Origin of the sequence: Puia sp. P3 (assembly GCF_050632245.1) — a bacterium.
Lineage (GTDB): Bacteria > Bacteroidota > Bacteroidia > Chitinophagales > Chitinophagaceae > Puia.
On record NZ_CP192583.1, the window covers coordinates 4,732,816 to 4,747,008 of the forward strand.

The following is a 14,193-nucleotide window of genomic DNA, read 5'->3' on the forward strand; positions in this document are numbered from 1 at the left end:
TTATGAGAAAATTACAGATTGTTTTGCCATTGCTGCTACTTAGCTTGCTGACTTTCGCGCAGCAAAAGCTCATTACCGGGACCGTGGTGAAAAACACCACCAAAGAACCCCTTCAGGGGGTCACGGTCCAGGCCGGCAACAAGTCGGTAGTCACCGATTCCGCCGGACACTTCTCCATCGCCGCCGCTCCCGGCGCGACACTCACGCTCAGCTACATCGGCATGAACAGCCTGCAGGTCAAACTGACCTCCTCCACTTGCCGAACTCAGCCTCGTAATGATCGAAGGGATCAACGATCTCAACCAGGTCGTGGTCACCGGCTACAAAACAGAGAAAAAGGTCGACCTAACCGGCGCGGTTTCTGTTGTCAACCTGGCCGCCATAAAAGACGTGCCGACCACCAGCCCCATGCTCGCCCTTCAGGGCCAGGTGCACGGCCTGTACATCGCCGCCGATGGTTCCCCCACGGGCGGCAACGGCAACCCCACCAACGATCCTGGTCCGTGGCGTAAACACCCTCGGGAACACAAACCCCCTCTACATCATCGACGGAGTGCCAACCACCCGCTACGAAGACTTCGCCAACCTCAACGCAGCCACCATCGCCTCGATCCAGGTGCTCAAAGACGCATCGGCCTCCTCTATCTACGGCTCCCGCGCCTCCAACGGAGTGATCATCGTCACTACAAAAGACGGCAGCACCTCCGGCGACAAGCTGCGCCTCTACCTCAACCCCAGCGTCACCTGGCAGACCGAACGACCTTGGCAGGAAAAAGTGCTCAATTCCGCAGACAGGGGCAGAGCCCTCTGGCGCGCCGCCGTCAACGACGGGACCGACCCCAACAACCTCGTCAACCAGATCTATACCTACGACTGGAATAATGACTTTACCAACCCGGTCCTCAACAAGGTCAACATCGCGCCCTTCGTCGGCGGAAGCCAGCTCGAACCCGTCGGCAACACCAACTGGCAGAACGAGCTCTACAAAACAGCCCTGATCACCACCAACGACCTGGGCATCACCGCCGGCAACTCGCGCAACGGGGTCTCGCTCGACTTCGGATACCTCAACAACAGCGGACTGCTGCAATTCACCAACTATAAAAGATACAACGCCCGCATCAACTCCCACGTCAGCGGATTCAACAACCGCCTGCGACTCGGCGAGAACTTCCAGCTCTCCCGCACCACTCAGGTAGGCTCCGCCCGGACCCCGGCGGCGCATGGTCCCCAACACTGGCACTCATCCTGGCCCCGACCATCCCCCTGTATAAGACTGACGGCACCTACGGCGGACCTATCGGTCCCGGGTACACGGACCGCAACAACCCCGTCGACGTACAATACCTCGCCCGCTGGAATACGAACAACCGCCTCCAGCTCTACGGCAACATCTTCGCCGAACTCGAACCCATCAAAAAACTCGTCCTGCGCACCAGCTTCGGATTCGACTACGACGACGAACCCAGCCGCAAACTATCCCTCATAGGCAACGAAGGCCCGGTACAATCCTTCAACAGCCTGACCCTCGCCCAGGCAAAGGAATTCACCTTCACCTGGACAAACACCGCAACCTACAACCTCGAACTCGGCCAGCACCGCCTCAACATCCTCGGCGGCATCGAATCCGTCCACGACGACTTCCGGTCTTCGCAGGCAGCGTGACCAACTTCGCCCTCCAGAACCTCGACTATTTCCAGCTAAGCTCGGGCTCCGGTACCCAGACGACCAGCGGCAGCGCCACCGGCTACCGGCTCCTCTCACAGTTTGGCAAACTCTTCTACGGATACGGCGACCGCTACCTCGCGTCGTTCACCATCCGCCGCGACGGCTCCTCCCGCTTCGGAACCAACAACCCATACGGCGTTTTCCCGGCTTTCACCGCCGGCTGGCGCATCAACAACGAAGAATTCTTCCGCAACGTTCGCTGGGTGTCCAACCTGAAACTGCGCGGCGGCTACGGCGTCGTCGGCAACCAGGCCATCGGTAACCTTTCCGCCTATACGCTTTTCCAGGCCAACTACGGCACCTCCAGCCCCGCCTTCCCGCAATGGATCAACACCGGTACCGCCTACGACCTCGGAGGTATCAACACCGGAACCCTGCCCTCCGGTTTTGTACAGGTCCAGCTGGGCAACCCCAACCTGAAATGGGAACAGACAAAAGAGACCAATATCGGCGTTGACTTCGGCTTCATGCAGGAAGCACTCACCGGTAGCTTCGACTGGTTCAACCGCAACACCAGCAATATCCTCATCCAGCCCCCGATCGCGGCCGCGGTTGGAGAAGGACAGCAGCAATGGCTCAACGGCGCCAGCATCCGCAACAAAGGATGGGAATTCGTCCTCAGCTACCAGAATACCACCGCCGGCCGACTACACTATACCATTACCGGCAACGTCAGCCATTTTGCCAACGTGATCACAAAACTCCCCGAAGACGTCCGCTCGGCCTACCCCGGCGACCCTAATCACAGCATCATCGGACACTCCCAGTTCTCGGTATTCGGCTACAGGGCCGACGGCATCTTCCAGAACGCCCAGGAAGTGACCGCTCACGCGACACAGCCGGGAGCCGCCCCGGGCCGTATCAAATACGACGACCTCAACGGCGACGGCGTTATAGATGTGAAAGACCAGGACTGGCTGGGCACAACCCTGCCGAAGATCATCTACGGCCTCCGCCTCGCCGTCGACTACAGGAATTTCGACGTGTCGCTGTTCGGCAGCGGCGTCGCCTCCGTCACCGTCTATGACCCGGCAAAAGGCTTCAATACCACGATAGCCCCCAACACCAACGCAGGCCCCGGCGTCTTCACCGCGTGGACACCGCAGAACACAAAATCCGCGATCCCCGCACTGACCGTCCTCAACCTGAACAACGAGGGAAGAACATCCAATTACTTTTTTGTCAATGGCAGCTTCTTCAAACTCCGCAACGCAATGATCGGCTACACCCTCCCGAAAACCCTCGCTTCCAAAGCCGCGCTGCAAAGCCTTCGTTTATACGTCTCCGGCCAGAACCTGTTTGCCGTCAAATCCGGCAAGCTGACCAGCAAAGACCCCGAACGCACCAACTTCAATTCATGGCCCGTACCCACCTCCGTGACCGTGGGCATCAACGCAAATTTCTAACACCTTAAAAAAACTATATGAAAAATAAATGGATCTACGGCCTTTTGATGATAGCCGCCCTGTCCTCCCTCGGCTGTAAAAAATACCTCGACTACAAGCCGCAGGGCGCTCTCTCCCAAACCGACCTGACAACACCGACCGCCGTCGACGGCCTCGCGACTGCCGCCTATGCCGGCATCGCCAACGACTGGTGGGACGCCCCGATTACCAGCAACTGGGAATGGGGCAGCATTCGCAGCGACGACGCCTACAAAGGCGGCGGCGATATCGGCGACCAGGGCCAGCTCGACCGCTATGAACAGCACTACCTCGTCGCGGCCGACAACAACGGCTTTGGCGACTTTGGATTCCCCGGCGCCTGGATCAGGGCCTACGCCGCCATCTCGCGCTGCAACGTGGCATTGAGAGCGCTCAGCAAACTCTCCGACGCCCAACTCCCCGCGCGCACTTCCCGCATCGGCGAGATGCACTTCCTCCGCGGCCATATGTACTTCCTGCTGAAAGTACTGTTCCGCAACGTCCCCTGGTTCGACGAGAACGCCTCCAACGACCAGATCCTGAAGACGGCAAATACCATGTCCAACGACTCGCTCTGGGGCGCAATCGAATCGGACTTTAAGACAGCCATCGCCGACCTACCCGCTACCCAGCCCGGCGCGCCCGGCCGCGCCAACCAGCTCGCCGCCAAGGCCTACCTCGCCAAGGCCCTGCTCTACCACGCCTATACACAGGACGACAACTACAACGTGACAACCGTCGATCCTAACAAACTCCAGCAGGTCGTGTCGCTCCTCCAGGACGTCGTCAACTCCGGCAACTATAGCCTGAACACCGACTTTGCATACAATTTCCTCGACGGACACGACAACGGCCCGGAATCTGTCTTCGCCATCCAGTATTCCATCAACGACGGCACCGCCATCGGCGGCCGCCTGAACATGTCCACCAGCCTCAACTATTTCGCCGGCGCGCCACAATACGGCTGCTGCGCATTCCACGTTCCCTCACAGAACATGGTCAACGCCTTCAAGACCGACGCCAACGGCATCCCCCAGTTCGACCAGCTTCAACGACCTCGGCACCGAAATGAAGGACAGCATCGACTTCTGGAACAACGGCGTCGACCCGCGGATCGACCACACCATCGGCATCGCCGGCCATCCCTACAAATACAACGCGAGCATCCCCTACGCGCACAGCTGGGAACGCCTGTCCGGCGTCTACGGCGGATTCGGCACCATGAAAGAACTCCACTCGGCGACCTGCCCCTGCTTTAAAAAGCTCGGCCCCTTCTACGGCACCTCCGTGAATATGGACGTCATCCGCTATGACGACGTCCTGCTCATGCTCGCCGAAGCACAGATCCAGCTCAACAATCCAAACGCCGCCCTCCCGCTGATCAATCAGGTGCGCGCCCGCGCGGCGGCCGTCAGCCCGCTCGTCAAACGTACCGACGGTACTTATCCCAGCAACTACCGCATCAGCACCTACCAGCCCGGCGTAAACATCCCCACATGGGACAAGGCGACCGCCTTCAAAGCCCTCCAATGGGAACGGCGCCTCGAATTCGCGATGGAAGGCTACCGCTTCTTCGACCTCGTTCGATGGGGAATTGCAGATCAGGTGATGAATACCTATTTTGCGACCGAAAAGGTGCGCCATCCGTTCCTCCTCAACGCCCAGTTCAAAAAAACAAGAACGAATATTTCCCGATCCCGCAGGAGCAGATCGTTTTCACCAATGGATTGTACAACCAAAATAAAGGCTACTAACATGATAAGACTACCACAGTTTTCCACCCGCCTGCTTTGCGCTCTGGTCCTTTGTTCAATGGTCTCCGCTATTTATGCCCAGGACAACACCCCCACCCCGCAATGGCGGCCCGTCTACCACTTCACCCCCGAGACCAACTGGACAAACGACCCCAACGGTCCCATCTGGCTCAACGGCGAATACCTCCTGTACAACCAGCAGAACCCATTCGAGAATAAATGGGGGCATATGAGTTGGGGGCACGCCACCTCGAAAGACCTCCTCCACTGGACCCAGCTGCCCTCGGCCATTCCCGAGATCATCGACAAGGCCAAAGGCGACACACTCTGGATCTTCAGCGGATCCGCCGTATGGGACGAACACAACACCAGCGGCTTTTGCACCAACGGCGGCTGCCTCGTAGCTATCTACACCGGCCACCAGCCCAATCTTCACAAGGAATCGCAATGGATCGCCTATAGCAACGACGGCGGCAAGACCTATACCCAGTACGAAAAAATCCCGTCATCGACCTGCAAAAACAGGACTTTCGCGACCCCAACGTCTTCTGGCACAAACCGTCATCACAATGGGTGATGACGGTTGCTCTTCCGGCAGAACACAAGGTCCGCTTCTATGCCTCGAAGAACCTGAAGGACTGGGACCTGCTCAGCGAATTCGGCCCGCAGGGCTTTACCGGAGCAGGCTGGGAATGCCCGTCACTCATCCAGCTGCCCGTCGAAGGCGGTAGCAAAAAATGGGTCCTGATGAACTCCGCCGCCGGCGGTTCACGCGGCGTCTTTATGCAGTACTACGTCGGCAACTTCGACGGCAAGTCCTTCACCAACGACAACCCCGAATCGCTGGTCCTCCCGGTCGACGAAGGCGACTGCTTCTACGCCGCCATCCCCTGGAACAATCTGCCCAACGACCAGAAGGTTCTCATCGGATGGATGGTTCCCGGCAACCAACCCACCTTCCCCTGGACCGGCCAGATGTCCATCTCCCGCGACATGCGCCTGCGCAATACCGCCGAAGGCCTGCGACTCATCCAGACTCCTGCGATGACAATAAGATCCGCCCTCCCCGCACCCAAAAAGACGGCCCTCCTCCAGCTAAAAGGCACCACCGTACTGCCCGCCACCGGTAACGCATACTGGATCGAAGCCGACCTCGGGACCAGCGCCACCGCGGGATTCAGCATCGGCCGCAGCGCAGACGGCCAGCACGAGACCACCATCGGCTACGACGCCGCCCGCCACGAACTGTTCGTCGACCGATCGAAGATGGGCTCAGGCCCCGCCCCCGGGCGCCTGCGCCAGACCATCCCCCTCGCCGGAGTCGGCGGTAAGCTGCACCTCGAACTGCTGTTCGACAAATCATCCCTCGAGGTCTTCGTCAATGGCGGCGAAAAAGTACTCACCACCTATGTCTATCCCGACAAAGGAGCTACCGGCCTCGCAGCCTTCGCACAGGGCGGCGCCGCAACACTGAAAAATCTGAAAATATGGGACATGTCACCGCATCGATAATCTTCTTTCTCGGAATCACTCTCCAGACATCCGCACAACCCGGTCCCAACCCGGCAACTACCCTGCCGGACTTCACCTTTCTCGACGCGGGAGGAAAGCAGTTCACCAACGCCAACCTCCCGCGCAACACCGCAACACTCATCGTCTTCGTCGACGTCGACTGCGACCACTGCCAATTAGCCGTTCGCCGCATGAACGACTCAGCCGCCTTGTTTGCCAAGATCCCGCTGTATATGGTATCCGTAGCCGACCAGCCCTCCCTCCAGGCGTTTGCCCGCAAATACGGGCCGCGCCTGAAGGCGCAGTGGCTCCGCGACCCCAACGCCGCCAGCATGGTTCGCTTCCGCCCCGTGCGCTATCCTGCCATGTTCTTATATTCACCCGACCAACGACTGCTCGACTATGAAGATAACGCGGAGACTCTCTTTAGGATTGAGCGCAATATTAGGGCTTCTCACCGCTTGTAAAAGGCCCGCAGCAATGCTCGAATCGTTGCCCGCCGCAACGACCCATATCGGCTTTGCAAACCAACTGCCGGACAAGCCCGGCCTCGGCATCCTTAGTTACATATACTACTACAACGGCGGAGGTGTCGCCGCCGGCGATATCAACGGCGACGGCCTCCCCGATCTCTATTTCACCGCCAATACAAAAGGCGGCAACCGGCTCTACCTCAACAAGGGCAATTTTACATTCGAAGACATCACAGCCACCGCCGGCGTGGCCGGCAGCGCCGACTGGTGTACCGGCGTCACCATGGCCGACGTCAACGGCGACGGCCGCCTGGACATCTATGTCTGCGCAGTAGCCAACCAGCAGGGGTTCAACGGCCACAACCAGCTATTCATCAACACCGGCGACGGCAAATTCATAGACAGCTCGGCCGCCTACGGACTCAGCTTCTCCGGATTCGCCACCCAGGCCGTCTTCTTCGACTACGACCACGACGGCGACCTCGACTGCTTCATCCTCAACCAGTCCCAGCACCCGAACCAGAATATCACCGATACGGCTAGCCGCCGTGGCTACGATCCCAACGCCGGCGAACGCCTGTTCCGGAACGACGAAGTCGATGGCCGACGCCAGCTTTACCGACGTCAGCGCCTCCGCCGGCCTCTACCGCAGCAGCCTCTGCTATGGCCTCGGCGTATCCGTCGCCGACCTCAACAACGACGGCTGGGAAGACATCTACGTCGGCAACGACTTCCACGAGAACGATTTTTACTATATCAACAACGGCAATGGGACGTTCACCGAATCCGGCGCCCGCCACTTCCGCCACTACAGCCGCTACAGCATGGGCAACGATATCGCGGACGTCGACAACGACGGCAACCCCGACATCATCACCGCCGACATGCTCCCGGGCGACGAGAAAACGCTCAAGACCTACGGCAACGGCGAACACCTCGACGTCTATCAGCAAAAGATCGTCTCCAACGGCTATCAGGACCAGTATTCGCGCAACACCCTCCAGCACAACAACGGCGACGGCCGCAGCTTCAGCGACATCGGTCTCATCTCCGGCATCTCGGCAACCGACTGGAGCTGGAGCCCCCTCTTTGCCGACCTCGACAACGACGGCAACAAAGACCTTTTTGTCTCCAGCGGCATCGTCCACCGCCCCCTCGACCTGGATTTCATCTACTTCGGCGACAAAATGCCCGACGGCTACTCACACCCCTTCGTATTTCAAAACACCGGCAACACCAAATTCATCGACCGCAGCGCCGACTGGGGAACTGCCAGTCTCCAGGGCTATTTCAACGGCGCCGCCTACACGGACCTCGACAACGACGGCAACCTCGACCTCGTCATCAACTGCCTCAACGCCCCCGCGGTGATCCTCCAAAATCACACCCCAAAAAACACTGGCTCGACATCGCCTTCGACGGCGCCGCCGCCAACCGCCTCGGCATCGGCGCAAAAGCCCGGGTCTACTCCGCCGGACGACGCCAGTACCAGCAGCTCATGCTCACCCGCGGCTTCGAATCTTCCGTCGAACCCCGCCTGCACTTTGGCCTCGGCGACTCACCGCAGGCAGACAGCATCCTCGTCGTCTGGCCCGACCGGCACAGCCAGTGGCTGCACAACCAAAAGGCCGACACGACCCTCACCGTCCACCAGCAGACGGCTTCATTGACCATTCCCACGTCAGCCCCACAGCAAACAACAGAAATAACCATCCCCTGGCGGCACCACGAAAACCCCTACATCGATTTCAAACAACAATACCTCATCCCCCATATGGAATCGGCCCGCGGGCCACGGCTGGCAGTGGCTGACGTCAACGGCGACAAACTCGACGACCTCTTCGTCTGCGGCGCCCGCGGCCGTGCGGGCGCGCTCCTGATCCAAAACCCCAACGGAACATTCACCCCAACCGACACCGCGCTGTTCGCAGGAAATAAAAACAGCGAAGGCGTCGGCACTCTTCTTCGACGCCAACGGCGATGGCTTCCCCGACCTCTATGTCGTTACCGGCGGCTCCGAACTTCCCGACGGCGACCGCGCCCTCGCCGACCACCTCTATATCAACGACGGCAAAGGCCGTTTCAAAGAAGCCAGCCTGCCAACCCTCCTCATCAACAAATCCTGCGTTGCAGCCGCGGACATCAACGGCGACGGAGCAACCGATCTTTTCATCGGCGGAGGCGCACAGGCAGGCCATTTTGGCGCTCGGCCGACGCCGTCATACATCCTCATCAACGACGGCCACGGCAGCTTCCATCAAACCCTTCTCTTTAATGAAAACGGTATGCCTGCCACAGCCGCCTTCGCCGACCTCGACGGCGACGGAACCCCCGACCTCGTAGTCGCCGGCGAATGGATGAACGTAAAGATCTTCACCAACCACGCGGGCGCCCTCCTCGAACACAAACCCGCCGGCCCCAAAGGCCTCTGGCAGACAATCACCATCACCGATGTCAACGGCGACGGCCACCCGGATATCCTCGCCGGCAACTGGGGCCTCAATACAAAACTCGCCGCCGGAAAAGACGGCCCACTCAACTGCTACGTAAAAGACCTCGACGGCAACGGCACCACCGAACAACTGCTGACCTGCTTCATCGCCGGCGAAGAATATCCCTTCCTCGGCAAGGACCAGCTGGAGCTCGCCCTCCCCTACCTCAAAAAAAGCCACCTCCACTACGGCGAGGTCGCCGGCAAAAACCTCCGCTACCTCTTCGGCAACCAGCTCGACGACGCCCGTGTCCTCCACGTCGATACCCTGGCCTCCCTCTGCCTCTTCAACAACGGCCACGGCTCCTTCACCCCCCAGGCCCTCCCTATGCAGCTCCAACTCTCTCCCATCTTCTCCTTCCTGCCCCTTCCCGCCAATCATCCATCCCAATGGCTGGCCCTCGGCAACTTCTACGGCGTCCAGCCATACGAAGGCCGCTACGACGCCGCCAACCCAACCCTCTTCACTTTCGACGGATCATTCCACACCCTTGGCCCCCTGACCCACCAGTCCGGCGAATGGCGCGACGCAAAACTCCTCGCCAACCCCAGCCATCCCCTCATCGTCCTCGCCCGCAACAACGACTCCCTTCTTTCGCTGGCACGATAATTTATGTGTGGCTGGCACGATAATTTAGGTCCCCACCTGATAACCCGAAATTTCAACAGAAAACCCTAAATTGAGTCACTCTATTCCAACGATTTATATGCAACAACCCTCTGGCATAGCCAAAATATCTACCGGCATCGAAGGCCTTGACGAAGTCACCGGCGGCGGTTTCCCACAAGGCCGGCCCATCCTCATCTGCGGCAGCGCCGGATGCGGCAAAACACTCTTCGGGATCCAATTCCTCGTAAAAGGCATCCTGGAAAACGACGAACCCGGCGTTTTTGTCAGTTTCGAAGAGACGGCCACCGACCTGACCTACAACTCAGCCTCTCTCGGGTTCGACCTGAAAAAATTGACGGCCGAAGGCAAACTCCGCATCGACCATATCCGCGTAGAACGCTCCGAAATAGAAGAGACCGGCGAATACGACCTCGAAGGCCTCTTCATACGCCTCAACTACGCCATCGACGCCATCGGCGCCAAACGCGTAGTCCTCGACACGATCGAGTCCCTGTTTTCCGGCATGCAGAACGAAGGGTTGCTCCGCTCCGAGATCCGCCGGCTTTTCGCATGGCTGAAAGAAAAAGGCGTCACAACCGTCATCACCGGCGAACGCGGCACTACCACCCTAACCCGGCAGGGCCTCGAAGAATACGTATCCGACTGCGTCATCCTCCTCGACTTCAGAGTGGTCGACCAGATCGCAACCCGCCGGCTCCGGATCGTGAAATACCGCGGCAGCACCCACGGCACCAACGAATACCCCTTTCTGATCGACGAGAACGGCATTTCCGTCATCCCGATCACTTCCCTAAAACTCGACTACGGAACTTCCAGCGACGTTATATCGACCGGCCTTCCGCCCCTCGACACCCTGTTCAAAAAGAACGGCATCTACGAAGGCAGCAGTACCCTCATCACCGGCACCGCGGGAACAGCCAAAACTATCCTCGCCGGCTATTTCGCCCTCGGCAGCTGCCTCCGCAACGAGCGCGTCCTTATTTTCTCCTTCGAAGAAGCCCCCGACCAGACCATTCGCAACCTGCTGACCATCGGCGTCGACCTGAGGCCCTTCATCAAGTCGAAACTGCTCCTGATACACGCCTCGCGGCCGACCCTGCACGGCCTCGAAATGCACCTGCTCGTAGTGAACAAGCTGCTGAAAGAATTCCGGCCAAAGACCGTCATCGTCGACCCCATCAGTAGCCTCGTATCCGCGGGAAGCCCGATAGAAGTAAAAGCAATGCTCGTCCGCCTCATCGACACCCTCAAGATCAGGAGAATAAACGCCCTGTTCACCTGCCTCATGAACCACACCAGCTCCATGGGCGACGGGACCATCGAAGCGGTGTCCTCGCTGGCGGACAACTGGCTCTATCTTCAAAACGACCTGACCAGCGGAAAAAGACAGCGTTCCTTGCTGATAGTAAAAGCACGCGGCATGGAACACTACAACGACTGGGTCAATTTCACGATCTCTCCGACGGGGGTCAGATTCGCGGCTTCTTCAACACCAACTATCTCAAATACGACGAATGGAAAATGACAACGAACAAAGATGGGAACTCAGACTCTATGTGGCAGGACAAACGCCTAAGTCCGTACTCGCCCTGACCAACATCACACGCTACTGCCAGGAAAATTTGGAAGGAAGATACTCCATCGAGGTCATCGATCTCCTGAAAACGCCGCAGCTGGCGGAAGGAGACCAGATCGTTGCCATACCTACCCTCATCCGAAAAGTCCCCGTTCCTATCAGAAAGATCATCGGCGATCTTTCCGACGAAGAAAAAGTATTGGTAGGCCTAAACATACGACCGTTACCACCGAAGAAATAGACCAGCATGGAAAACGACGAAACTCCTTCCGAAATCCCCCAAAAATTAATCCTGCAGCTATTTGTTTCAGGCATGTCCCCGAAATCCATGGAAGCGATCGAGAACGCCAGGCGCATCTTCAACGAAAGTTGCGGCGAGTTCTTCCAGCTGGAGATCGTCGACATCTACAAGAACCCCGAAGCAGCCCTTTCCCACCACGTCGTATTTACGCCGTCGCTGATAAAGTCACTGCCTTTGCCGAAAAAGATCCTCATTGGAAACCTTTCCGATGAGGAAAAAGTAATCAAAGCCCTCGGCATCACATTCAAATAAAAGAAATGCAGGATTCGTCTGTAACCACCCTACTCGCCGAGATCGAAGAACTGAAGGCCAAACTTTCCGAAGCCGACCAGCTGATCCAGGCGATCAAAGACGGCGAGGTAGACGCCTTCGCAATAGGCTCCAACCCCGTCCCGGAGATCTATACCCTGCAGACCAGCGACTTCGCATACCGGATCCTGATCGAACAATTTGGCGAAGGCGCCCTCAACGTCACCGAAGACGGTCTGATCGTTTACACCAACAAAGCTTTTCACCAGTTAGTGGACCTCCCCTACGAAAAAGTCATCGGCACCAACGTCTTCGACTACATACACCCGGATTCAACCACCCTGTTCACCGACCTCTTTCGCAGAGCATTCAAAGGAAATAGCAGGGGCGAGATCGACCTGACTGTCAATAACGCCGCCATCCCGGTCTCGGTCTCGCTGACGGGCCTGTCCCCGAATCTGCCTACAGTGGGCATTATCATCTCCGACCTGTCGGAAAAGAAAAAGAACGAGTCGACCATCCTGCGCTACCAGAATAACCTGGAAGAAAAGAACCAGGCCCTGTCCCGCACCAACGACGAGCTGGCATCCTTCGCCTACGTCGCTTCCCACGACCTACAGGAGCCGCTGCGCAAAATTCAGATCTTTTCCGCCCGAATTCTGGAAAAGGCAGAAGACAACTTTACCCCCGACGTAGCCGACTATTTCCAACGCATCAGGGACGGGGCTAAAAGAATGCAGAACCTCATTCAGGCCCTGCTCCAGTACTCCCGTCTGAATAATTCGGACGTAACCCTCGTCCCCACCGACCTCAACGCCCTGGTAGAAGAAGTTAAGAATTCGATCATCGAGACCATAGAAGAGAATAGGGCGACCGTTGTCATTTCCGCGCTGCCCCGTGCCGCCGTGGTCCCACACCAGATGAGCCAGGTATTTTCCAATGTCCTCCTGAACTCCATCAAATACAAAGAGAAGGCGTCGACCCTCTTATCACGATCTCCACACAGATCGTCGAAGGCGACTCCGTTCCCATTCCAGGCCTGCGCAAGCCACAAAGATTTTGGAAGATCAGCGTGGCCGACAACGGCATTGGCTTTGACCCCGCCTACGCCGAACGCATATTCGTCGTCTTCCAGCGACTCCACGCCGCGAGCGAATACCAGGGCACTGGCATCGGTCTGGCCATCTGCCGCAAGATCATGCAGGCCCATGGCGGCCACATCACCGCAGATGGAACACCCGGCAAAGGCTCCGTTTTCAATATCTATCTACCATTAAATCTCTGATCAATGCCCATACGAATTCTACTCATAGACGACGACGTCGACGACGAACTCATCTTTCGCGAAATAATAGAGGAAATCTCCCCCGACATAGAATGCATCAGCGCCCACAACGGACTCGAAGCGCTGAACCTACTCGCCGGTATGGACCCCATACCGACAATGATCTTCCTCGACCTTAACATGCCGATCATCAGCGGATGGGAATGCCTCGACCGGATCAGGAAGGACCAGCGGACAACCGCAACCCCCGTCGTCATCATGACAACCTCCGACAATCAGGCCGACAAACAAAAAGCCGTCAGCTTCAGAGCCACCGCCTTCCTGACAAAGACCGCCGACCTCTCCTCCCTCAGGCAGATCCTCCGTAAAACCCTCACCGCCGAACACCTCATCTAAATCACAACGTTGAATATTCCATCACCGGAATATTCAACTTCATCATCTGCCCCTTCCCCCACCCGCTCAACAACTCGATCGCCGGCATCAACTCCCTGCCGGTGTCACTAAGACTCATACTCCACCCGCGGCGGCACTTCGGAATAAACCCTCCGGCTCACCAGCTGATCACCCTCCAGCTCCCGCAGCGCCTGCGTCAGCATCTTCGGCGTACTGTCCGGCAACTGGCGCTTCAGTTCCCCATACCTCAGCGTCCCATGAAACAAGTGCCATAGGATCCGCGCCTTATATTTCCCCCGATCCGCTGAAAAGCGAAATCGACTGAACACTCCGCCCCTCCCACTATTTTCTGTTTCTTATACATTTTCTAAAA

At 58.0% G+C, this 14,193-nt stretch carries 15 protein-coding genes and 5 pseudogenes; 17 read left to right on the forward strand and 3 right to left on the reverse strand.

The annotated features are described in order from the left end of the window. Positions 1-2: 2 nt before the first annotated feature. From ACQ86N_RS29465 to ACQ86N_RS29500, 8 genes and pseudogenes are all read left to right on the forward strand, one after another. Entirely contained in the window at positions 3-512 is a 510-nt protein-coding gene (locus ACQ86N_RS29465) for a carboxypeptidase-like regulatory domain-containing protein (protein ID WP_431210163.1), read from the forward strand. After that, complete coding sequence (locus ACQ86N_RS29470; RefSeq protein ID WP_431210164.1) at positions 455-1,489, forward strand: TonB-dependent receptor plug domain-containing protein; 1,035 nt, start codon at positions 455-457, stop codon at positions 1,487-1,489. The genes ACQ86N_RS29465 and ACQ86N_RS29470 overlap by 58 nt, the downstream gene beginning before the upstream one ends. Positions 1,490-1,661: 172 nt before the next feature. After that, the gene (locus ACQ86N_RS29475) at positions 1,662-3,134 is read left to right on the forward strand and encodes a SusC/RagA family TonB-linked outer membrane protein (protein WP_431210165.1); all 1,473 of its coding nucleotides are present in this window, start codon (positions 1,662-1,664) and stop codon (positions 3,132-3,134) included. 47 nt (positions 3,135-3,181) lie between these two features. Then, positions 3,182-4,411, forward strand: coding sequence for a RagB/SusD family nutrient uptake outer membrane protein (locus ACQ86N_RS29480; RefSeq protein ID WP_431217649.1), 1,230 nt, complete (start codon positions 3,182-3,184; stop codon positions 4,409-4,411). Next, positions 4,308-5,887, forward strand: a pseudogene (locus tag ACQ86N_RS29485) (RagB/SusD family nutrient uptake outer membrane protein); the annotation flags it as partial. The gene ACQ86N_RS29480 and the pseudogene ACQ86N_RS29485, both read left to right, overlap by 104 nt. Before the next feature lie 63 nt (positions 5,888-5,950). Continuing rightward, a complete protein-coding gene (locus ACQ86N_RS29490; protein WP_431217650.1) occupies positions 5,951-6,418 on the forward strand; it encodes a GH32 C-terminal domain-containing protein in 468 nt (155 codons plus the stop codon). Continuing rightward, positions 6,394-6,885, forward strand: coding sequence for a peroxiredoxin family protein (locus tag ACQ86N_RS29495; protein ID WP_431210166.1), 492 nt, complete (start codon positions 6,394-6,396; stop codon positions 6,883-6,885). The genes ACQ86N_RS29490 and ACQ86N_RS29495 overlap by 25 nt, the downstream gene beginning before the upstream one ends. Positions 6,886-6,898: 13 nt before the next feature. After that, positions 6,899-7,324: pseudogene (locus ACQ86N_RS29500) on the forward strand (FG-GAP repeat domain-containing protein); the annotation flags it as partial. Here the strand turns inward: ACQ86N_RS29500 and ACQ86N_RS29505 are convergent. Further along, complete coding sequence (locus tag ACQ86N_RS29505; RefSeq protein WP_431210167.1) at positions 7,259-7,405, reverse strand: hypothetical protein; 147 nt, start codon at positions 7,403-7,405, stop codon at positions 7,259-7,261. The pseudogene ACQ86N_RS29500 and the gene ACQ86N_RS29505 sit on opposite strands and share 66 nt — an antisense overlap. An 85-nt stretch (positions 7,406-7,490) precedes the next feature. On the opposite strand from ACQ86N_RS29505, the pseudogene ACQ86N_RS29510 reads away from it, so the two are divergent. Both ACQ86N_RS29510 and ACQ86N_RS29515 read left to right on the forward strand, forming a co-directional pair. Further along, positions 7,491-8,009 (forward strand): annotated as a pseudogene (locus tag ACQ86N_RS29510) (FG-GAP repeat domain-containing protein); the annotation flags it as partial. Positions 8,010-8,392: 383 nt separating this feature from the next. Beyond that, a pseudogene (locus tag ACQ86N_RS29515) lies at positions 8,393-8,476 on the forward strand (ASPIC/UnbV domain-containing protein); the annotation flags it as partial. A gap of 96 nt (positions 8,477-8,572) precedes the next feature. Here ACQ86N_RS29515 and ACQ86N_RS29520 read toward each other — a convergent pair. Continuing rightward, positions 8,573-8,776, reverse strand: coding sequence for a hypothetical protein (locus ACQ86N_RS29520; RefSeq protein WP_431210168.1), 204 nt, complete (start codon positions 8,774-8,776; stop codon positions 8,573-8,575). A gap of 49 nt (positions 8,777-8,825) precedes the next feature. Here ACQ86N_RS29520 and ACQ86N_RS29525 point away from each other — a divergent pair, with 49 nt between their 5' ends. The 7 genes and pseudogenes from ACQ86N_RS29525 to ACQ86N_RS29555 all read left to right on the forward strand — a co-directional run bounded on the left by ACQ86N_RS29525 (position 8,826) and on the right by ACQ86N_RS29555 (position 13,820). Continuing rightward, complete coding sequence (locus tag ACQ86N_RS29525; protein WP_431217651.1) at positions 8,826-9,992, forward strand: FG-GAP repeat domain-containing protein; 1,167 nt, start codon at positions 8,826-8,828, stop codon at positions 9,990-9,992. Between the two features lie 97 nt (positions 9,993-10,089). After that, complete coding sequence (kaiC, locus tag ACQ86N_RS29530) at positions 10,090-11,538, forward strand: circadian clock protein KaiC (protein ID WP_431210169.1); 1,449 nt, start codon at positions 10,090-10,092, stop codon at positions 11,536-11,538. Next, positions 11,528-11,830, forward strand: a complete 303-nt coding sequence (locus ACQ86N_RS29535; protein WP_431210170.1) for a circadian clock KaiB family protein — start codon at positions 11,528-11,530, stop codon at positions 11,828-11,830. Before kaiC ends, ACQ86N_RS29535 begins: the two co-directional genes overlap by 11 nt. 6 nt (positions 11,831-11,836) lie before the next feature. Beyond that, entirely contained in the window at positions 11,837-12,142 is a 306-nt protein-coding gene (locus ACQ86N_RS29540; RefSeq protein WP_431210171.1) for a circadian clock KaiB family protein, read from the forward strand. A 5-nt stretch (positions 12,143-12,147) separates the two neighbouring features. After that, a pseudogene (locus ACQ86N_RS29545) lies at positions 12,148-12,909 on the forward strand (sensor histidine kinase); the annotation flags it as partial. Positions 12,910-13,145: 236 nt separating this feature from the next. Further along, a complete protein-coding gene (locus tag ACQ86N_RS29550) occupies positions 13,146-13,424 on the forward strand; it encodes a sensor histidine kinase (RefSeq protein WP_431217652.1) in 279 nt (92 codons plus the stop codon). 3 nt (positions 13,425-13,427) lie between these two features. Continuing rightward, positions 13,428-13,820: a response regulator gene (locus ACQ86N_RS29555; protein WP_431210172.1), complete on the forward strand. Its 393-nt coding sequence runs from the start codon at positions 13,428-13,430 to the stop codon at positions 13,818-13,820. A 107-nt stretch (positions 13,821-13,927) separates the two neighbouring features. Here ACQ86N_RS29555 and ACQ86N_RS29560 read toward each other — a convergent pair whose 3' ends face one another. Further along, positions 13,928-14,149, reverse strand: coding sequence for a winged helix-turn-helix transcriptional regulator (locus ACQ86N_RS29560; protein WP_431210173.1), 222 nt, complete (start codon positions 14,147-14,149; stop codon positions 13,928-13,930). Positions 14,150-14,193 lie beyond the last annotated feature (44 nt).